The 18,189-nt window shown below is 68.5% G+C and carries 15 protein-coding genes; 3 read left to right on the forward strand and 12 right to left on the reverse strand.

Going from position 1 to position 18,189, the window contains the following annotated elements:
* The first annotated feature begins 147 nt into the window (after nucleotides 1-147).
* Nucleotides 148-2,163, forward strand: a complete 2,016-nt coding sequence (locus ACE191_RS10475; RefSeq protein WP_400192153.1) for a tetratricopeptide repeat protein — start codon at nucleotides 148-150, stop codon at nucleotides 2,161-2,163.
* Nucleotides 2,164-2,476: 313 nt separating this feature from the next.
* Here the strand turns inward: ACE191_RS10475 and ACE191_RS10480 are convergent, their stop codons facing one another.
* Together ACE191_RS10480 and ACE191_RS10485 are read right to left on the reverse strand one after the other, a co-directional pair.
* Nucleotides 2,477-3,157 (reverse strand): response regulator, encoded by a 681-nt coding sequence (locus tag ACE191_RS10480; protein ID WP_400192154.1) that lies wholly within the window; start codon nucleotides 3,155-3,157, stop codon nucleotides 2,477-2,479.
* Between the two features lie 567 nt (nucleotides 3,158-3,724).
* Nucleotides 3,725-6,373 (reverse strand): beta strand repeat-containing protein, encoded by a 2,649-nt coding sequence (locus tag ACE191_RS10485; RefSeq protein WP_400192155.1) that lies wholly within the window; start codon nucleotides 6,371-6,373, stop codon nucleotides 3,725-3,727.
* 158 nt (nucleotides 6,374-6,531) lie between these two features.
* On the opposite strand from ACE191_RS10485, the gene ACE191_RS10490 reads away from it, so the two are divergent.
* Nucleotides 6,532-7,179 carry a LuxR C-terminal-related transcriptional regulator gene (locus ACE191_RS10490; protein WP_400192156.1) on the forward strand — a complete coding sequence of 216 codons (648 nt, stop codon included), beginning with the start codon at nucleotides 6,532-6,534 and terminating at the stop codon, nucleotides 7,177-7,179.
* Between the two features lie 15 nt (nucleotides 7,180-7,194).
* On the opposite strand, the gene ACE191_RS10495 is transcribed toward ACE191_RS10490, so the two are convergent.
* From ACE191_RS10495 to ACE191_RS10535, 9 genes are all read right to left on the reverse strand, one after another.
* Entirely contained in the window at nucleotides 7,195-10,182 is a 2,988-nt protein-coding gene (locus ACE191_RS10495) for a histidine kinase (protein ID WP_400192157.1), read from the reverse strand.
* Nucleotides 10,183-10,372: 190 nt separating this feature from the next.
* Nucleotides 10,373-11,371: a succinylglutamate desuccinylase/aspartoacylase family protein gene (locus tag ACE191_RS10500; RefSeq protein ID WP_400192158.1), complete on the reverse strand. Its 999-nt coding sequence runs from the start codon at nucleotides 11,369-11,371 to the stop codon at nucleotides 10,373-10,375.
* Nucleotides 11,372-11,426: 55 nt separating this feature from the next.
* Nucleotides 11,427-12,254, reverse strand: a complete 828-nt coding sequence (locus ACE191_RS10505) for a T9SS type A sorting domain-containing protein (protein WP_400192159.1) — start codon at nucleotides 12,252-12,254, stop codon at nucleotides 11,427-11,429.
* A 153-nt stretch (nucleotides 12,255-12,407) separates the two neighbouring features.
* Complete coding sequence (gene rimK, locus ACE191_RS10510; RefSeq protein WP_400192160.1) at nucleotides 12,408-13,364, reverse strand: 30S ribosomal protein S6--L-glutamate ligase; 957 nt, start codon at nucleotides 13,362-13,364, stop codon at nucleotides 12,408-12,410.
* 42 nt (nucleotides 13,365-13,406) lie between these two features.
* The gene (locus ACE191_RS10515; protein ID WP_400192161.1) at nucleotides 13,407-13,886 is read right to left on the reverse strand and encodes an ATP-dependent zinc protease; all 480 of its coding nucleotides are present in this window, start codon (nucleotides 13,884-13,886) and stop codon (nucleotides 13,407-13,409) included.
* Between the two features lie 111 nt (nucleotides 13,887-13,997).
* Nucleotides 13,998-14,174 (reverse strand): hypothetical protein, encoded by a 177-nt coding sequence (locus ACE191_RS10520; protein WP_400192162.1) that lies wholly within the window; start codon nucleotides 14,172-14,174, stop codon nucleotides 13,998-14,000.
* Nucleotides 14,098-15,117: a PQQ-dependent sugar dehydrogenase gene (locus ACE191_RS10525; RefSeq protein WP_400192163.1), complete on the reverse strand. Its 1,020-nt coding sequence runs from the start codon at nucleotides 15,115-15,117 to the stop codon at nucleotides 14,098-14,100. The genes ACE191_RS10520 and ACE191_RS10525 overlap by 77 nt, the downstream gene beginning before the upstream one ends.
* 154 nt (nucleotides 15,118-15,271) lie before the next feature.
* The gene (locus tag ACE191_RS10530; protein ID WP_400192164.1) at nucleotides 15,272-15,568 is read right to left on the reverse strand and encodes a 2TM domain-containing protein; all 297 of its coding nucleotides are present in this window, start codon (nucleotides 15,566-15,568) and stop codon (nucleotides 15,272-15,274) included.
* Nucleotides 15,569-15,675: 107 nt separating this feature from the next.
* Nucleotides 15,676-15,972, reverse strand: a complete 297-nt coding sequence (locus ACE191_RS10535) for a 2TM domain-containing protein (protein WP_400192165.1) — start codon at nucleotides 15,970-15,972, stop codon at nucleotides 15,676-15,678.
* A gap of 217 nt (nucleotides 15,973-16,189) precedes the next feature.
* On the opposite strand from ACE191_RS10535, the gene ACE191_RS10540 reads away from it, so the two are divergent.
* The gene (locus tag ACE191_RS10540) at nucleotides 16,190-16,744 is read left to right on the forward strand and encodes an O-acetyl-ADP-ribose deacetylase (RefSeq protein ID WP_400192166.1); all 555 of its coding nucleotides are present in this window, start codon (nucleotides 16,190-16,192) and stop codon (nucleotides 16,742-16,744) included.
* A 402-nt stretch (nucleotides 16,745-17,146) separates the two neighbouring features.
* Here the strand turns inward: ACE191_RS10540 and ACE191_RS10545 are convergent, their stop codons facing one another.
* Nucleotides 17,147-17,941 (reverse strand): alpha/beta fold hydrolase, encoded by a 795-nt coding sequence (locus ACE191_RS10545; protein ID WP_400192167.1) that lies wholly within the window; start codon nucleotides 17,939-17,941, stop codon nucleotides 17,147-17,149.
* Nucleotides 17,942-18,189: the final 248 nt, after the last annotated feature.

Here is an 18,189-nt window from a genome sequence, read left to right on the forward strand (position 1 = left end):
GCTCAGCTGGCCGACCCCTTATCCGCCGAAGCCGCCGCGCGCCTGGCCTCGCCCAGCCGCTGCCGCGCCCGCAGCGCCTTTCTCCGCCCGAGCCTGACTTTCTCCACCCTGCTTTTGCGCTTACCCCGCCGCTATCAGCCGCTTGCTATGCCCCTACCGCTACTCTCCGCTTCCCTACGCTTCTGCCTGCTGGCGCTGCTGCTGTTGCCGGTCGCCGCCCCCGCCCAGCTCATCCCCGAGCGCGACGACCGGGCCATCGACAGCCTGCGCCGGGTGCTGGCCCGCCACCCGCGCGACACCCACGGCACCCGCGCCCTGGTCACGCTCATGTACTACTATCAGTATAACGACACCACTACCGCCGGTCGCTACGCCCGGCAGGCCCTGACCCTGGCCGCAGAACTGGGCGACACCCTGCGCCTGGCCCGGGTGCACTACAACCTGGGCACCATGAACGCCATGGTCACCCGCGCCCACACCGCCATTGCCCACCACCGGGCCTCGGCCCGCTACTTCGCGGCCCTGGGCAACGCGCTCTGGGAAGGCCACAATTACCGCAACATCGGGGCGCGCTATACCGAGCTGGGCGAGTACGAGCTGGCCATGCGCTACCAGATGCGCGGCCTGCGCCGCCGCGAAGCCGCCCAGGACGCCGGCGGCGTGGCCGACTCCTACTCCTGCATCGGGCAGGTATACCTGCAGCAGCGCAACTTTCCCGCCGCCCAAACCGCCTACGAGGAAGCCCTGCGCCGCTGGCAGGCCCTGAACGTGCCCGTGTTCGTGCTCGACGCGCTCAACCACCTCAGCATCATTCACCGCGACGCGGGCCGCTACTCCCAGGCCCTGGCCTACATCCGCCGGGGCCTCGACCTGGCCGCGCACAAAGGCGACAGCGCCGACGCCGGCAGCTTTCTGGTGACGCTGGGCGTGCTGCGCCAGCGCCAGGGCCAGTGGGCCGCCTCCCTGGCCCCGCTGCTGCGGGCCGAGCGCATCTACGCCGCCGCGGCCTTCGCCAACCCCATCAGCGACGCCGACCTGAAGGCCATTATAGGTCAAACCTACGGGCAGCTGGGCCAGCCGGCCCGGGGCGAGCAGTACCTGCGCGCGGCGCTGACCCTGGCCCGCGGCTGCGGCGCCCGCGAGGAAGCCGCCGATGCCCTGCAGGGCCTGGCCCAGCTGGCTGCCCGCCGCGGCGACTTCACTGAGGCCTACGGCTACCAGCACGCCCTGGCCCAGCTCAACGACAGCCTGCGCAGCGAGGCCGCGGCCCGCAGCGTCACGGAAATGCAGACCCGCTACGAAACCGCGAAAAAGGACGCCCGCAACCGCATTCAGGCCCTTCAGCTACGGGCCCAGCACCAGGTTATTCGCGCCCGCAACATCCAGCTGGGGGCCGCCGGCGGCATGCTCTTGCTGCTGGCCGCGGTGGGCTGGCTGCTCTACAAGCGCCGGGCGCTGGGCCAGCAGCTCGAGCTGGAGCAGCAGCGCCAGCGGCTGGAGCGGCACCGGGCCGCGGCCGTGCTCGAAGCCGAGGAAAACGAGCGGCGGCGCATCGGTTCCGACCTGCACGACGGCATCGGCCAGCTGCTCACCGCCGCCAAGCTCAACCTGCACGCCCTGGGCCAGCGGCTGCACCGCGACCTGAACGGGCAGCTCAACGGCCACCAGGTGCTGCTTGATAACGCGGTGGAAACCGTCGACGAGTCGTTTCGGGAGGTGCGCACCATTTCCCACAACCTGATGCCCAACGCCCTGCTCAAGCGCGGCCTGGCCCAGGCCGTGCGCGACTTTCTCGACAAGCTGCCCGCCGGCGACGCGCTGCGCGTGGAGGTAGAGGTGTTCGGCTTCGAGCAGGAGCGGCTCGCCCCCACGGTGGAGAGCGTGCTGTTCCGCGTCATTCAGGAGCTGGTGCAGAACATCGTCAAGCACGCCCAGGCCACCGACGTCACCCTGCAGTTGATCCAGAACGAGCAGGAGCTGACGGTGGTGGTGGAAGACAACGGCGTGGGCTTCGACCCGCAGTTGTTGGCGCCCGAGGCCGGCATCGGCCTGCGCAACGTGCAGACGCGCATGGCCTTCCTCGGCGGCCATGCCCACTTCGACGCCGCCCCCGGCCGCGGCACCACCGTCACGCTGGAAGTGCCCCTGTCAGTGGTTGGTTGATTGTTGCCAGTTGTTAAGGATAAGGTGCTGGTTGAGCGGGCGGTTGGTCCGACTGACCGTACAGTAGCCCCGTGCCGGCACTGCAGCCGCGTAGCGGCGCCACATCGGTCGCCCGGAATGGCCGACAACGAACCCGAGCTCCGGCGGAGCGGCACCTTTACCGCGCAGGTAAGGTGCCGCTCCGCCGGAGCTCGGCCCGGTTTGCGGCGGGCGCCCCTATTGCCGTAGCGCCGCAGCTGCAGTGCGGGAATAGCTTCCGAAACAGTCGCGCTGGCAGCTGAAAGCTCACCACTCAGAGCTGACAACTGGCAACTCAGAGCAGAATCAGCTTGTGGCGCAGGGCGTACTGAATCAGGCCCACGATGGATTTGGCCTTGGTCTTGGTGAAGATGTTTTTGCGGTGGGTTTCCACCGTCCGCTCGCTGATGAACAGCTTCTGGGCAATGTCGGCGTTGGAGTACTCCCCGGCAATGAGCTGCAGAATTTCCCGCTCCCGGGCCGTCAGCGTCACGGGCCGCTCGGCGCCGTCGCGGTTGGCGGGAACGTCGAGGTGGTCGAGCAGGGTGGCCCCCACCTCGGCGTTGAAGTAGGTGCGGCCGGCGGCGGCGCGCCGCACGGCGGTGGCCAGCTCGGTGCCGGTGGTGTTCTTCAGCAGGTAGCCCGAGCCCCCGGCCGCCAGCACTTCCTGAATGGAGGCGTGGTCGTGAAACATGCTCAGGGCGATGACGCGCACCTGCGGGTGGGTTTCGCGAATGGCCTGGGTGAGCTGCACGCCCGACATCTGCGGCATGTTCAGGTCGACCACCGCCACCTGCACCTCGGGGTGCTGGGCCAGGCAGCGCAGGGCTTCGGCGCCGGAGGTGCAGGTGGCCACCACGCGCAGGTCGGGCTCGGGTAGCAGCAGCACCCGTACGCCTTCCAGCACCAGCTGGTGGTCGTCGACGAGCAGAACGGGAATCCGGTGGTCGGCCGGGGGCTCGGGAGCGGGAGTCATGGCGGCAGGAAGCTTGGGCTTGCGAAGAAACAACACCCGCGCCCGCGCAACAAAAGAAACAAGGCTTATCTGCATGGGAGGAGGCCTGCCAACCGGCCCGCCCGGCGGACTTTTAGAAGGCTCCTAACAAAGCACGGTTTTCCCACCCCCCGCGGCAATCCGCGCCACCGGGCAATTTAGTCTCCCCGCCGCTCCCGATGGCCACCTGCGTACTGGCACGGAGGCTCCGGCCTGGGCCCGCCAAGGTGCAGCAGTGCGTTGCCCTGGTCAACCACGCCTCGGTGGTTGGCGATGATCAAGTCGTCCGTCGGGACCTACTGGCAGCTGACGGTGGGCAACGCCCCCTGAAAGCGGCGGCCGCGCCCTGCCCCTGCGGCCAGACATAATAAAGGGCGGCCCAGCGGACCGCCCTTTTCCGGGATAGTAGGCAAACGATACCCGCGCCCCTGGAGCCAGTCCCACCAGCCGCTCCGAAAGGGCAGCAGGGTTGGAATAGGCTTTCAGGTGGTTCGTCCTAAGCACCCGCAGTCACGGGTCGTCGTGCTGAGCTTGCTTCAGCACCAAGGCTTAGTTGCCGGTGCGCATAATGGTCCAGTTCACGCCATCCGATATGGCAATGACCGTTTTGCTCGAACCCGTGGTATTGAGGGTGTACTGCTGGATGCCGCTGCCCGCGGCGCTGTCGATGAGCTGGCCGCTGCCGACGGTGAGAATGGCGTTGGTGCTGCCGCTGTTGTTGCGCAGGTAGTAGATGCGGCCGGTGCAGGTGCCCGGGTTGGGCAGGCGGTAGTACTGGTTGCTGGAGCTGCTCGGCGCCAGCCCGTAGTAGCTTCCAATGATATCCGTCAAGTGAATGCGGCCCTGGTCGAGGCCGTTGGCGTTGCCGCTGGTGCCGCCCCCGTAGCCATTCACTACGCCCACGGCAAAGGTGCCCGCGACCTGCAGCGAGCTGTGCGGCTGCTCCACACCGATGCCCACGCTGGTAGCCGTAGAGTTGCCCGGCGTGCCGCCCATGACCAGGGAGTTGCTCTGCTTGACGCGGGCACTGTTGCCAATCGCGTAGGCATTGTTCAGACCGGCGTCGGCCTGCGCACTGGTCCCGATGATGATGTTGCTGGAATTGTTGGTCAGGTCCGACCCGGCGCTGGCCCCAATCACGACGTTACCGCCGTTGGTGATGAGACCGGTAGCCGCGCTGGCGCCGATAAACACGTTGTTGGCGCCCGTGGTCATGCGGTAGCCCGCGCTGGACCCCACGATGGTATTGCTTGCTTCGGTCGACCGCTGCCCCGCCGTGTTGCCAATGAAGGTATTGGCTCCCTGCTGGGTGCTGCTCTCGCCGGCCTTGTTCCCGACGAAGGTATTCTGTTGGGCGGTGGTTACGGCCACGCCGGCATTGAAGCCCAGCATCACCGACGTCGAACCGGGGGAGTTGTTGCCCAGCGACACGCGCCCGTTGCCGAACACCCGAAAGGCCTCATCTCCGTTGCGCTTAAAGACAAGGTCCTCGTTGTTGTTGCTCCCGAGGAATTGGGTACCGTCGAGAGTATTGCCCGTCAGGCTCCAGCCGCTGCTGCTGGGCAGGGTGGCCCAGGTGTTGTCGCCGCGCAGGTAGGTGCTGCTGCTGGCCGTGCCCGTGGCCGCCAGCTTCGGAATGGTCACCGCGTCGTCGGCCAGCTTGGCGCTGGTGATGGCCCCGCCCGCCACGGTGGGGTTGGGGTAGGTGCCGGTCAGGTCGCCGCCGGCCGCGCCGGTAGGCGCCCCGCCGCCCCCGCCGATGGGAATGGCCTGGGTGCTCAGGTTGCCGGTTGCATCGGCCACCACCATGCGGCTGCCGGCGCCGCCCAGGCTTTCGAGGCGCACGTTCGCCGTGCCGGCGGTGCCCCCCACGTGGAATGTTGTGGCCGGGTTGCCGGCCGCCGGGCCGATGCCTACGCGGCCGGTACTGCGCCAGCCCAGCACACCGGTGGTGGTACTGCCACTGCGAGTACCCAGCAGGCCGCCACCCGCGCCGGTCAGCTCGGGGCCGTCGGGTGAGGCCACCCAGATGAGGCGGTGGTTGGCGTCGGCGGCCGAGCGCAGGTGCAGGGCGTTATTGGCCAGGGCCAGGGTTTGGCTGGCGAGGTGGCTGCCCAGGTTGTCGCCGAGGCTGCTGGCAGCCACGCTGCCCAGGTTGCCGCTGGCGTCGGTGGTCACCACGCCGGCCGTGCTCAGGCTGCGCAGGCGGGTGCTGCCGGCCACATCAAGCTGGGCGCTGGGCGTCTCGGTACCGATACCCACGTTTCCGCTGGTAGTGCTGTACAGGGCCGGGCTGCCGGGCAGGGTGTAGCTCACCGTAAACACCAGGTCGTTGCTCGCTGCAGTGGCGCCGTTGTAGATGGAGCCCCCGGCGTAGGGGTCGCCGACGGCGCGCCGCCACCCGGTGGCACCCGTGCTGAACGAGTACGTACCCGCCGCGTCTACTGTCAAGGGGGTAGTCAGCACAATGGTATTGACGCCGTTGGTATACGTCAGCCCCGGTTGGGTACCCAGCACCGTGCCGCCCGGCGTGCCCGCGTAGATGGTGAGTGTGCCCGTGGTGCTGCCTGCGCTGCCCCGCGTGAGGCTAATCTGGGTGATGGTGGCTCCGGCGGGCAGCTGAAAGCTCTGGCCCACGTCGCCCGCGGTGCTGTAGGTGACGTTGTTGTTCGTCTGGCTCACGCTGCCGCTACTGCTGGGGCCCACGGCCCGCACGCTGCCCACTACGTCGAGCGTGGCCGTGGGCGCGGTGGTGCCGATGCCCACCTGGCCGCTGCTGCTGATGGCCAGGCCGGTGCTGCCGCCGTTGCCCACCAGCTGGTTCGCAGCCAGGTCGAGGTTCTGGGTGGCGGTGTGGTTGCCCAGGTTGTCGCCGGCCGGACTCAGGAACACCCAGGCGCCCGGCGTGCCGGCGTAGTACCAGAAGCCCGTCTGCGGGCCGCCGCTGGCCGTGCCGTCGGTCTGGTATACCATCAGGCCCTGCGGGGGCGCGACAATGGCCAGGCGCTGGGCCTGGGTCAGGCGCGGGATAAGCAGACCCTTGTCGGTGGCTGAGAGGTCGAGCACGGCCTTGGCGTCGGGCTGGCCGGCCGTGCCGATGCGCACGCCCCCGGTCTGGGCCAGGGCAGCGGGGGCGGCGGCGAGCAGCAAAGCGGCGGTCAGCCAGGCAGGCCGAACGAGGCGTAGCGGTTTGTTCATAGGGGTTTGGGGCAGGAGTCCGGTCCCGCATTCGCGACCCGGATTGCAGCGCCAAAGCTAAGCCAACCAGATAGCCGATAAATACAATGGCCTTGTACCCTGTTCAGGGGACAGGCGCGCCACATCCTTTTGGCCGCCGCAACCCACCTTTGCGGCCGATGACCGCCCCCACCTTTCCCATTGCCCTGGCCCTCGTTGAAGACGACGCCCGCGTGCGCGAGCTGCTACGGGAGTACCTGGGTCGCCAGCCCGAGTTTACCTGCCCGATCGTCGTCGGCTCGATGGAAGAGTTCTGGGCGGAGCTGGAACTGAGTTTGCCCCCGCGCGTCATTCTGCTCGACGTGAGCCTGCCCGGCCAGACTGGCCTGCAAGCCCTGCCCCAGCTGCGCAAGCGCCTGCCCAACTGCGACGTGATTCTGCAAACTATGCACGACGACCCCGACCGCATCTACCAGGCGCTGCGGGCCGGCGCCACGGGCTACGTCATCAAAAACGCCACCAGCCTGCCCCAGTACCGGCAAGCCATCCTCGACGTGCTGCAGGGCGGGGCGGCCCTCTCCCCTTCGGTGGCCCGCAAGGCCCTGCAGCACTTCCAGCCCGCCCCCAGCCAGCAGCCCGACCTGCTCTCGGCCCGTGAGCAGGAGGTGCTGCAGGGCTTGGTCGAAGGCCTCACCGAAAAGCAGGTAGCCGCCCGCCTCACCCTCTCCCCCGACACGGTGCACACCTACGTCAAGCGTCTCTACGACAAGCTGAAAGTCAACTCGCGGGCCGAACTGCTGAGCCGGGCCGTGAAGGGCGACCTGTAAACGTTTCCGGGGCAGCTAGGGCACCCGCAGCCGCACCTGCCAGCCGCCCGGCACCGGCCCGGCGGCCAGCTCGGCTCCGAGCAGCTGGGCGCGGTGTCGCATGTTGCGCAGCCCCTGCCCCGCTCGCGAGGTGCCCGCTGCTGCTCCCTGACTGCTCACCGTCAGCTCCAGCGGGGAGGCGTAGTGTAGGGCCACGCCGATGACGCTGCCGGGCCGAGAGTATTTCAGGGCATTGTTGACGGCTTCCTTGAAGATCAGGTACACGTGCTGGCGCACCGTGGGCGGCAGGGGCCGATTTAACTCAGGCGGTAGGTGCGCGTCGTCGAGCAGCAGCTGGCGGCCGGTGGCGCGGGCCGTGGCGTCGAGGTGGTCCCGCATGCGGTCCACGAGGGCCGCCAAGCTGTCGGCGCCCGCGTCCACGCTCCAGATAATGTCGCGCACGGTACTGGCTGCGGCGCGGCTGTCGTCGACCAAGGCCGTGAGGCGGGCGGGCGGGCCCTGCTCCAGCTCGCGCAGTAGCTCGGCCTGCATGGTCACGCGGGTCAGCAACGAGCCCACTTCGTCGTGCAGATCGGCGGCCAGGCGGGCGCGCAGGGCATTTTCGCGCTGCACCCGCCGCAGCCGGCCGCGCTGCCACAGGTACACCGCGGCCACGGCGGCCACCGCGGCCAGCACCCAGGTCAGGGGTCGGTTCCACCACGCGGCCGTCACCACCAAGGGCAGGCGCAGCACGTTGGCGGCGGGCACGCCCTGGCTGGTTTCGCCCCGTACTTCCACGGTGTAGCGCCCCGGCGGCAGGCCCTGCAGGCGCAGCTGCGGGGTAGTGCCCAGACCCAGCCACCGGTCGGCCAGCCAGCCGCGCACCCGGTAGGCGTACCGGGCCCGGGCGGGGTCGGGGGTGTTGGTCAGGGCCAGGTGCAGGTCGATGAGAGGCGCCTCGGGCGCCAGCGTGAGGGCCGGCAGGCCATCGGGGGGCAGCAGGTAGCGGGTGCGACTGGCCTCGGCCGAGGCGCTAAGCACGGTTTGGGCCGTCAGCAACAGGCGCGGCCGCACGGCGGAGGTCAGGGGCACCCGGCCGGGCCACACCCGGTGCATCCCGGCCACGCTGCCGATCAGCAGGGAGCTGTCGGCCGGGTCTACGTAGGCGGCGCGGGCGTTGCACTCATCAGAAGCTAGGCCGTCGGCGGTGGTAAATACGGCCAGCTGCCTGCTGTTTGGCTGGTAGCGCACCAGCCCCTGGTAGGTACCCAGCCAGAGGAAACCGCCCGCGCTGGGCGTGATGGTAGCCACCGAGGAACTGGGCAGGCCCTGGCCCCGCGTCAGCACCACCCGGGCGCGGCCATCGGGCTCGATAACGGCCAGGCCGTGGGCGCGCGTGCCCACCCACAGCCGGCCTTCGGGCGCCAGGTACAGGCAGCGGGCCCCGCCGACGGCCACGCGACGCGGCGCCGGGACCGTGGGGCCGTAGCGCACGCGCGCGCCGGTGCGCAGCGTGAGTTGTTCCACGCCCTCGGGCGTGGCCAGCCAGAGGTGCCCCCGGCCATCGGGGCACACGTCCTCGAGCAGCTGCCCGGCCAGGGGCGGGGCGGCGCCGGGCCGGGCGGGCGGCACATAGGGCCGGAAGGTTTGGGCAGCGGGGTCGTACTCGTACAGCCCGATGCGGGTGGCAGCCCACACGCGGCCGCTGCCCGGGTCACGCTCCAGGCTGTTGACGCCGATGTCGGCCTGCACCTGTCCCCGCGGCACCAGGTGCCGGAACTGCCCGGTGCGCGGGTTGAAGCGCAGCAGCGGAAAGGCGCCCGCCGCCAGCCAGTCGCCGCCCGGCCCCAGCGGCGCCGGCACGATGCCCAGCAGCACGGGGGCGTTGCCGGTGGGCAGCACCGCCGCCCGCCAGGGCCGCAGCGGGGCCAGCGACGAATCAGCAGCCTGAGTCAGCAGGCGGCCGTAGCTGCTCACCAGCAAGCGGCCATCGGGCAGGCGCACAGCGGCCCGCACGCTGTAGGGGCGCCCGTCCGGCCCCGGCAGCGCCCGGATAAAGTCGGTAGAAGCAGCCCGGGTCCAGCAGCCGCGCAGGCCGGTATCGAACACCCACCAACGGCCGGCCTGGTCGGCTTTAAGGCGGCCGCGCCAAATGTCGCCCACGGGAAAAGGCAGCGGCAGGACGGTGCGCAGCCGCAGCTGCGGCGCAGGGCCGGGCGTCCATTTCAGCTCCCGCACCTGCCCCGGGGTAATGAGCACGGGCCCCTCGGGCAGACGCAGCAAGTCGGTACCCGTTTCAGTGGCGCGAGAAGCCCAGCGCAGCATCTCGGTGCACCGTCCGGCGGGGCCGAGGCGGTAGGCGGCGCTGCTGCTCAGCAGCCAGGGCCGGCCGGCGGGGTCGTACACCAGCCGCAGCACGCCCGGAATGGACACCGGCCAGGCGCCCAGCCGCTGCCCGCCGGGGCGCAGTTGGCGCAGGCTATCGGGGCCCGACAGCCAGAGAGTGCCGTCGGGAGCCGTCCAGATGTCGCCCACGCTGGTGCCGGCGCTGAGCGGCTGCGCGGTAGGCCGCCCGGCCAGGGTGTAGGCGCGCACGCCGGCCCGGTCCTGGCCCACCCACACCCGCCGCCCGTCGGTGGCCAGGGTGGTAATGTGCCGGTTGCTGCTGCGAGGCTCGGGCAGCGCCAGGGCCTCCAGCACGCCGTCGGGGCGAAAGCGGAAGAGGCCGGCCTCGGTGCCCAGCCAGAGCTGGCCGTCGGGCAAAGCCAGCAGTTCGTTGCAGGGTACAGGGGGCAGGGACACGCCGCCGCGGCGCAGGGCATTGAGGGGCACCAGTTCGCTGCCATCGTAGCGGTACACGCCGTCGTCGGTACCTACCCAGAGCAGGCCGTCGGGCGTCGAGGTCAGGTTGCGCAGCATCAGGCCGCCAAGAGCCGCATCGGGCAGCCACCCGCCCCCGGGCGCGGCCCGGGTCGGCCTAACCAGCCCCCCAATAACAAGCAGCAGCAGCAGCCACACTCTCATGGCGGCAAGATAGGCCGGGCGACGTGCGTCTGAATATTAATTCAACAAGAATGAATGTTTTAAGCGTGGTCCGCGCTGGGCAGGGCGCCCCACTTTCGCGGCTTACTGCCCGCCGGTTGCTCCTCTCGAATGCTCTGGCTACGAAGCCCCCGAAGCCCCAGCAGAGCCTATCGGGGTTGCCCGGGCTGGCCTAGCCCGCCTTGTCGGCCGGCTCGGGCACGCCGATGTGCAGCAGCGCATCGCCCTGGTTGACGACCGGCATGTGGTTGAGGCCGATGATGAAGCCGCTCACCGGCGACACCAGCCGCACGGCCTGCTCGCCGTAGGGGTCGGCCACCACGCCGTATTCCTGGCCCTTCTGCACGTAGTCGCCGGTTTTCAGGTAGCTGCGCCACAGCCCGGCGTACTTGGCCCGCAGCCAGGTGTGGCGGCGGCACACCACCGTGGCCTGGGCGGGCGCGGGCGCGTCGGGCAGCATGCCCAGGTGGTGCAGAAACCGGAAGGTGCCGGCCGTGGCCAGCTCGATGCCGCCCTCGTCGAGGCGCAGCGACTCGCCGGTCTCGTACACGATGATGCGCCGGCCCTGCTGCATGGCGGCCTCGCGCAGCGACCCGGGACGCAGGGCCGCGTGCAGGGTGAAGGGCGCGGCAAAGGCAGCGGCCAGGGCGTCGGTTTCGGGGTCTTCGCCCAGCAGGCAACGCACCTGCGGGTGGTTGGAGCGCGCCGCCCCGCCGGTGTGGAAGTCGATGCCGTAGTCGATCAGCGGCATGATTTCGCGCATGAAGCGGTGGGCCACCCGGCTGGCTACCGAGCCGCGCGGGTGACCGGGAAACGAGCGGTTCACGTCCTTGCCGTCGGGCACCTCGCGCGAGAAGTTCAGGAAGCCGTAGATGTTCAGGATGGGAATGGCCACGATGCTGCCGCGCAGCGGCTGCTGCAGCTGCCCGCGCCGCACCATGCGCCGGATGGTTTCGATGCCGTTTACCTCGTCGCCGTGCATGCCCGCCATCAGCAGCACCGTGGGGCCGGGCTGAGTCGAACGGAACACGTGCACCGGCACGTCGATGACCGTGCCCGAGGGCAGCCGGGCAATGACGAGGCGGGTGAGCACCTGCTCGCCGGGGCGGATGGTGAGGCCGTTGAGGCTGAAATCGGGGACGGGGGCGGCGGGAGTAGCGGTAGGGTCCAAAGGCGGCGTAAATGGCGTGAGGCGGGGCGGTCTAAGTTCCGCAAATTCCGGCGGCCTATTCCACCACCAGCCGACGGGTAGCCGCGGCGTGAGTGGCCTCATCGTGCAGACGTAATAGATAAACGCCGGCCGGAACTTCGTGCAGGGACAAGGTCAGCCGGTTAGTGGAGTCGTGCCGGACCATGCGTCGGCGCCGGCCCTGCTGGTCAAGCAGCTCCGCCTTGCTGGCGCCGGTACGCCCGAATACCACTTCCACGTAGCTGCGGGCGGGGTTGGGGTACACGCTGCGCACCAGGGAAGCTGCCGTTGGCTGAGCCGCCGGCAGCCGGGCTGTCAGCACCTGGTAGCGCGGACAGCTGTCAACCAGCGCTTCAAAGAAGGGCCGTAGCCGGGCGGCGTCGTAGCGCAGCCGCTTGGTTAGAACGGTATCCGCCTGCACTGTTGCCCGCAATAGCGGCGGGGGCAGCTCGCCCCGGTCGGCGGCGTACCGCAACGCCAGCATTTGCTCCCAGTCGTTGGTCAGGCCCTGCACCGTGGTACTGGTGCGGCGCCAGGCGTGCACCCAGTAGCTGGAATCGGTGCGGGGCTGGGTGAGGTAGTACAGCCCCCGGTAGCGCGTCACCCAGCCCCGCAGCAGGGTATCACCGGTTCGGGCGTTCAGCACCAGGCTCGTGCGGGTCGGTCGCTCGAAGCGCACGGCCAGCTGCAGCGTATCGGCGGCCGCTACCAGGGTGAGCTGCGGCCCCAGAAGCCGGACCAGGTTCAGCCGGCGCTTGGTGGGGGCCGTTTCGAAGGGGTAGACTTCGGCAGCATCCGGCGCCCCGCAGCCTGGCAACAGGAGCAGCGCCAGCGGCCACCATCGAATACCAGGAGCCGGTCGCATAGTCGGAAACGGTTAGAACCTGCCCCTTGATAGGCCTGCCGGGAACGAGGTAACCCGCCCGCCTGCTCAGCAACACCGCCATGTGCGACCAGGCGGTTAACCGGCCAAGCCCAAACGCCCGAGGCGCATTACTACGCGCTGCTCGGCTCCCGCCTACAGGTGCTGCTCGTCCGACTGGGTATCGGGCAGGGATTTGGCGGCCGACTGGGGGCTGGGCTTCTTCTTGGGCTTCCTTTTGGCGGCCAGCTGGTCGGTGTACTCGATGATTTTGCCGGCAATGTCGAGGCCGGTGGCTTTTTCGATGCCTTCGAGGCCGGGCGAGGAATTCACTTCCAGCACCAACGGCCCGCGCTGGCTCTGCAGCATATCCACGCCGGCAATGCCCAAACCCAGGGCCTTGGTGGCCAGCAGGGCGGCGGCCTTCTCGGCCCGGGTGAGCTTGACGAGCTTGCCCGTGCCGCCGCGGTGCAGGTTGGAGCGGAACTCGCCCTCCTTGCCCTGGCGCTTCATGGCCCCCACTACCTCGCCGTTGACCACGAAGGCGCGCAGATCGGCGCCCTTGCTTTCGGCGATGAACTCCTGCACGATGATGCGGGCCTTGAGGTTGTGAAAGGCCTCGATAACCGACTGGGCCGCCTTCTCCGTCTCGGCCAGTACCACGCCCAGGCCCTGGGTGCCTTCGAGCAGCTTGATGATGACCGGCGCGCCGCCCACCTGCTGAATCATTTCCAGCACCTCGTCGGAATAGTTGGTGAAGGCCGTTTTGGGCATGCCCACCCCGGCGCGGGCCAGAATCTGCATGGAGCGCAGCTTGTCGCGGGAGCGGACGATGGCCTGGCTGTCGACGGCCGTGCGCACCTTCATCATCTCGAACTGGCGCACCACGGCCGTGCCGTAGAACGTGACGGAGGCGCCGATGCGGGGAATCACCGCGTCGAAGCCTTCGAGCCGGCGGCCCTCGTAGATGATGCTGGGCGTGCCCTTTTCGAGCACAAGGTTGCACTGCAAATGGTCAATGACTTCGACCTGATGGCCGCGCGCTACGGCTGCTTCCACCAGGCGCTGGGTGGAGTACAGTTTGGGCTCACGCGACAGAATCGCCAATTTCATGGGGCGAGGGAATAACGGGTAGGAATTTCGAAAGAACCGGCGTTAGTCGGGCTGGCGGCGGTGCTGCTGCCGGTACGAGAGGTTGCGGCGGGCCACGTCGACCACCAGCCGGGCCCGGCGCAGCAGCAGCCGCCCGATGAGTACGGGGTACTTCATGTCGGAGCGGTCGGAAAGCGAAAACTCGGTGTCGAAGTCTTCGCCGAACAGCCGGATGGTGGTGCGGATGACGTAGCGCTCCTGCACGTCGCCGTTGGAGGAGCGAATATCGCGCAAGGCAAACTCGGGGAAGTGCAGGGGGCGGCCGTTGAAGGCGGGGTGCTCGTCGTCGAGCAGCAGCACGCGCAGCACGGGCCGCCCGTCCGGCAGCGCGTCCACGTGAATGTCGGAGCAGTGAATGGCCCCGGTGAAGGCGCCGGTGTCGACCTTGGCCTCCACGCCGCTCAGCCCGAGCAGAGGAAAATCCACCAGTTCGCGGCGGCCTACGGTTCTCTTCGGCGGACGTCGGGACTGGGGCTGCTTCACGGGGGCAAAATACGGGCGCGGGCGGCAGTGCAGCGGCAGAACGGCCGGTTTTTTTTCGCTTCACCCCCGGCCCTCTCTCCCCAGCCCCTCCGGTAGCCTCCCCCCGGCCCCCTAGCCGACGTAGCTGATGCGGTACACGCAGTCGTTCTGGTCGTCGGAGACCAGTAGGGAGCCGTCGGGCAGCACCAGCAGGGCCACCGGGCGGCCCCAGCTACGCTCGCCCTGCAGCCAGCCCGTGGCGAAGGGTTCGTAGGACGTGGCCTGCCGGCCGCTGGCGTCGAGCTTCACCAGCATTATGCGGTAGCCGCTCTTGCGGGAGCGGTTCCAGGAGCCGTGCTCGGGAATCAGAATCTGGTTGCGGTAAGCAGCCGGGAACATGCGGCCGGTGTAGAACTTCATGCCCAGCGGCGCCACGTGCGCGCCCAGCTTGCGGGCCGGGGCTACGTAGGTCGCGGCCGACTTGCCCTTGCCGAACTGCGGGTCGGGCAGGTCGCCCTGGTGGATGTAGGGAAAGCCGAAGTGCGAAGTGCAGGCCGGCGTTGGGGGCGCGGTTCAGCTCGCAGGCCGGCACGTCGTCGCCCATCAGGTCGCGGCCGTTGTCGGTAAACCACAGGGCCTGGTCCACCGGGCTCCAGTCGAAGCCCACGGTGTTGCGCACGCCCCGGGCGAAGATTTCCAGGCCGGTGCCATCGGGATTCATGCGGGTGATGGTGGCGAAGATGGGCTCCTCCTGCAGGCACACGTTGCAAGGCGCGCCCACGGGCACGTAGAGCTTGCCGTCGGGCCCGAAGCTGATGTACTTCCAGCCGTGGTGCTCCTTGTCGGGCAGCTGGTCGTACACCACCACCGGCCGGGGAGGGCTCTTGAGCCGGGCGCCGATGTTGTCGAAGCGCAGGATGCGGCTGATTTCGGCCACGTACAGGGCGCCATTGCGCACGGCCACGCCGTTGGGCTCGTTCAGGCCCGCGGCAATGGTCAGCACTTCGTCGGCGCGGCCGTCGCGGTTGCGGTCGGGCAGGGCGTATACTTTCTGGCCGCGGGTACCCACGTACACGGTACCGTCGGCGCCCAGGGCCAGGGAGCGGGCGCCGCCCACGTTCTGGGCAAAGTAGCTGATGCGGAAGCCCGCCGGCAGCTTGATTCGGGCCAGGTTGTCGGGCGCGGGCGGGGTTACGGGGCGGGCGCCGGCCAGCGGCAGCAGCACCAGCAGGGAAAGCAGTCGGCGTATCATAGCGCTACCAACTGCCAGCCGGGAGCAAAGGTTACGGCGGTTCGGCCGGGGCCACGACGTTTAGCCCACGCTGCCCAAACAAGGCGGCAGGCAAGCAATACTGGTAGCTTAAACGAGTGGTGCCACGACTTCAAAGCCGTGGCACCACTCGTTCTTACAGCCGACCGGCTTCCTTGTCGCGCAGCAGCTGTTGGTACTCGCGCTCCGACCAGCTTTGCTCGTTCAGGAAGCCGTAGGTGGTCAGGCCCTGGATGGCCAGGCCCAGGCCCCAGAACACGCTGGGCCAGACCGGCCAGGGCACGAAGCCGTGGGTGTAGGCACCGGTGAAGTACCAGATAGCCCACAGCAGCGCATTGACGAATACGTAGGTTACCAGGTGGGATTTGAAGGCGGCGCGGCGGCGGGCCATGCGCCAGAGCTGGGGGTCACGGTCTTGGATGGGGGCGTTCATGGCAGTAGTGGGGTGAGGAGGCTGAGGCCGAGTTAAATATAGCGCGCAGACGATACCTGGAACAAGCCGGGCAGGATGGCCCCGGCGCGGGCGCTGCCGGGAGGGGCCTAGCGCCGGCTGGCCTCCCGCTCGCGCAGCAGCTGCTGGTACTCGCGCTCCGGCAGCGAGTCGGTGCCCAGCAGGCCGTAGCTGGTCAGCCCTTTAATAGCCAGGCCCAGGCCCCAGAACAGCATCACCCAGGCCGGCCAGGCCACCTGCTGGCCGGCGTGCAGGCGGTGCCCGGTGAAGTACCATACGGCCCAGAGCACGGCGCTGACGAGCACGTAGCGCAGGAGCTGGATTTTGAACTGAGCGCGGCTTTGGGCGAGGCTCCAGAGGCGGGCGTTAGGGTCTTGCAGGTTCATGGTGGCTGGTGGTTAGGCGGTTATCTTGCATCAAACCTAGCCGGTCCCGCCCCTCAGCTTCAAGTAAAAGGTGCCGAACCACCGGGCGGAGTCGCCGAACCGTCAAAAGACGCCGACGAGCCGTAGCGGTGAATGGGTGAGCTAGTGCAATGGGGAGCCGGCATTCCCGTATCATAGCCATCCAATCATCCCGTTCTGCCCATCGGTGGCCCGCGCTATGCCCCTGCCCTACTCCGCCCGTCAGGCCTTCGGCCGCATCCTGCTGACCCAGGCCGACATCACCCGCCTCGACACCGCCGCCATCGTCAACGCCGCCAACTCCTCCCTGCTCGGGGGCGGTGGCGTCGACGGAGCCATTCACCGCGCCGGCGGCCCGCAGATTCTGGCGGAGTGCCGCGCCCTTCGTCTCAGTCAATACCCCGAGGGGCTGCCCACAGGACAGGCCGTCATCACGACCGGCGGGCGGCTACCGGCCCGCTACGTGATTCACACCGTGGGGCCGGTGTGGCAGGGCGGCCACCAGCACGAGCCGCAGCTGCTGGCCGCCTGCTACCGCCACTGCCTGCAGCTGGCCGCCGAGCAGCAGCTGGCCAGCGTGGCTTTCCCCGGCATCAGCACCGGCGTCTACGGCTACCCCAAGCCCGAGGCCACGCGCATTGCCGTGCGCGAGGTGCGGCAGTTTCTGCAGGAGCACCCGCTGCCCGAAACCGTGGTCTTCGTGGCCTTCGACGAGGAAAGCTTCCGCCTCTACGCGCGGGAGCTGGCCAGCTAAGCCGTGTTACATACCTGCGTGCCGCCCGTCCCAGCTGTCATGGCAAGGCGTAAGCCGAAGCAACCGTAGGAAGGCATAGCCAATTGGTCCTTTTCGGTGGTAAAAACTGCCGGAGCCTGACGAGCCGAAAATCCGCTGTCATTGCGAGCGAAGCGCAGCAATCGGTCCTTGTCGGTGGTAGAAACCGAAAGAGCCTGACCAGTTGAAAACGTATTCCGGCTGGTCAGGCTCGTTGGGTCGTGCCACGCGGGGAAAGATTGCCTCGTCGTGCCTCCTCGCAATGACAGCGGGTTTTCGGGTGGTCAGGCTCTTTCGGTCGTGCCGCGAGGGGAAAGATTGACTACGCCTTCCTGCGGTTGCTTCGCTTCGCTCGCAATGACAGGCTCTGGGCGGCGGCTTAGCTCAGGCCCAGCGCCACTCCTCAGGGTGGCGGCGCAGGTAGGCGGCCACGTCGTAGATCAGCCCGGCGTGGCCGGTGTCGAGCAGCACGGTGTGGGCGGCGTGCAACGAGCCGATGAACGTTTGCAGGCCGGCCTGGGGAATCACCTTGTCGTGGCGGCCGAGGAAAAAGGTAATGGGCGTGGGGCGACGGTTGAGCGCGGCGGCCAAGCGGCGCAAATCGAAGGTGAGGTGGCGGAAGCCGGTCCAGCTGCGGTACACGCGCAGGCGCTTTTCGCGGCTGTCGAGCTGCCACTGGGCAAAGCGCACCAGGCCGTGGTCGACGAGGCGGCGCTCGGCCAGCCGGTCGATAAAGCGCAGCAGGCGCTGAGGACGTAGCACGGCGCGGCCCAGCACCCCGCGCATCCAGGGCGGATAGGTAGCCAGCGAATACCAGAACTGGGCGTGGATGCCGTCGGGGGCAATGAGCCAGAGCTGCTGCACGCGCGCGGGGCGGTGCTCGGCCAGGGTGAGGGCAAACTTGGCCCCCATGCTGAAGGCCAGCAGCCCGAAGCTTTCGATGCCGTGCTCGGCCAGAAACGCTTCCAGCAGCTGACTCAGGCGCTTCTTGCTGAGCGGCGCGTCGGCCTTGCTCAGCCGGCTGCGGCCGTGGTAAAATAGGTCGAAGGCGTAGAGGGTCACCTGCTCGCCCACCGCCCCGGCCAGGCTGCGCCAGTGGCCCGCGCTCTGCCCGTAGCCGTGAAAGGCCAGCACCACGCGCGGTCCGTGCCCATACACCTCGTAGTGCAGCTGGGTCATTTATCAATTAACATTTATCATTCATCAGCCCTGAGGCACCTTCGACCACTTATTGGCTTGCGGCGGCAAAAAGCCAGACTCAGCCCCAGGCGTGGGAAAGCCAAGCCGCTCCGGCTGGCGACGGATACGGCTGATGGCTGTTAAATGATGATTGATAAATGAAAATGCTCCAGGGTAAAATGAGTCAACCCAGGCCGAACCCAGCTGCCAAGTCGGCACCGGCCGATAGGCGATAAATGAAAAGCCCC

The sequence above is a fragment of the Hymenobacter sp. B81 genome (assembly GCF_044628455.1).
Classification (GTDB): Bacteria; Bacteroidota; Bacteroidia; order Cytophagales; family Hymenobacteraceae; genus Solirubrum.

Bases quoted from the DNA above. Each gene is read 5' to 3' on its own strand.
- ACE191_RS10475 (WP_400192153.1), top strand. From the start codon at position 148: ATGCCCCTACCGCTACTCTCCGCTTCCCTACGCTTCTGCCTGCTGGCG.
- ACE191_RS10480 (WP_400192154.1), bottom strand. From the start codon at position 3,157: ATGACTCCCGCTCCCGAGCCCCCGGCCGACCACCGGATTCCCGTTCTG.
- ACE191_RS10485 (WP_400192155.1), bottom strand. From the start codon at position 6,373: ATGAACAAACCGCTACGCCTCGTTCGGCCTGCCTGGCTGACCGCCGCT.
- ACE191_RS10490 (WP_400192156.1), top strand. From the start codon at position 6,532: ATGACCGCCCCCACCTTTCCCATTGCCCTGGCCCTCGTTGAAGACGAC.
- ACE191_RS10495 (WP_400192157.1), bottom strand. From the start codon at position 10,182: ATGAGAGTGTGGCTGCTGCTGCTGCTTGTTATTGGGGGGCTGGTTAGG.
- ACE191_RS10505 (WP_400192159.1), bottom strand. From the start codon at position 12,254: ATGCGACCGGCTCCTGGTATTCGATGGTGGCCGCTGGCGCTGCTCCTG.
- rimK (WP_400192160.1), bottom strand. From the start codon at position 13,364: ATGAAATTGGCGATTCTGTCGCGTGAGCCCAAACTGTACTCCACCCAG.
- ACE191_RS10525 (WP_400192163.1), bottom strand. From the start codon at position 15,117: ATGATACGCCGACTGCTTTCCCTGCTGGTGCTGCTGCCGCTGGCCGGC.
- ACE191_RS10530 (WP_400192164.1), bottom strand. From the start codon at position 15,568: ATGAACGCCCCCATCCAAGACCGTGACCCCCAGCTCTGGCGCATGGCC.
- ACE191_RS10535 (WP_400192165.1), bottom strand. From the start codon at position 15,972: ATGAACCTGCAAGACCCTAACGCCCGCCTCTGGAGCCTCGCCCAAAGC.
- ACE191_RS10540 (WP_400192166.1), top strand. From the start codon at position 16,190: ATGCCCCTGCCCTACTCCGCCCGTCAGGCCTTCGGCCGCATCCTGCTG.
- ACE191_RS10545 (WP_400192167.1), bottom strand. From the start codon at position 17,941: ATGACCCAGCTGCACTACGAGGTGTATGGGCACGGACCGCGCGTGGTG.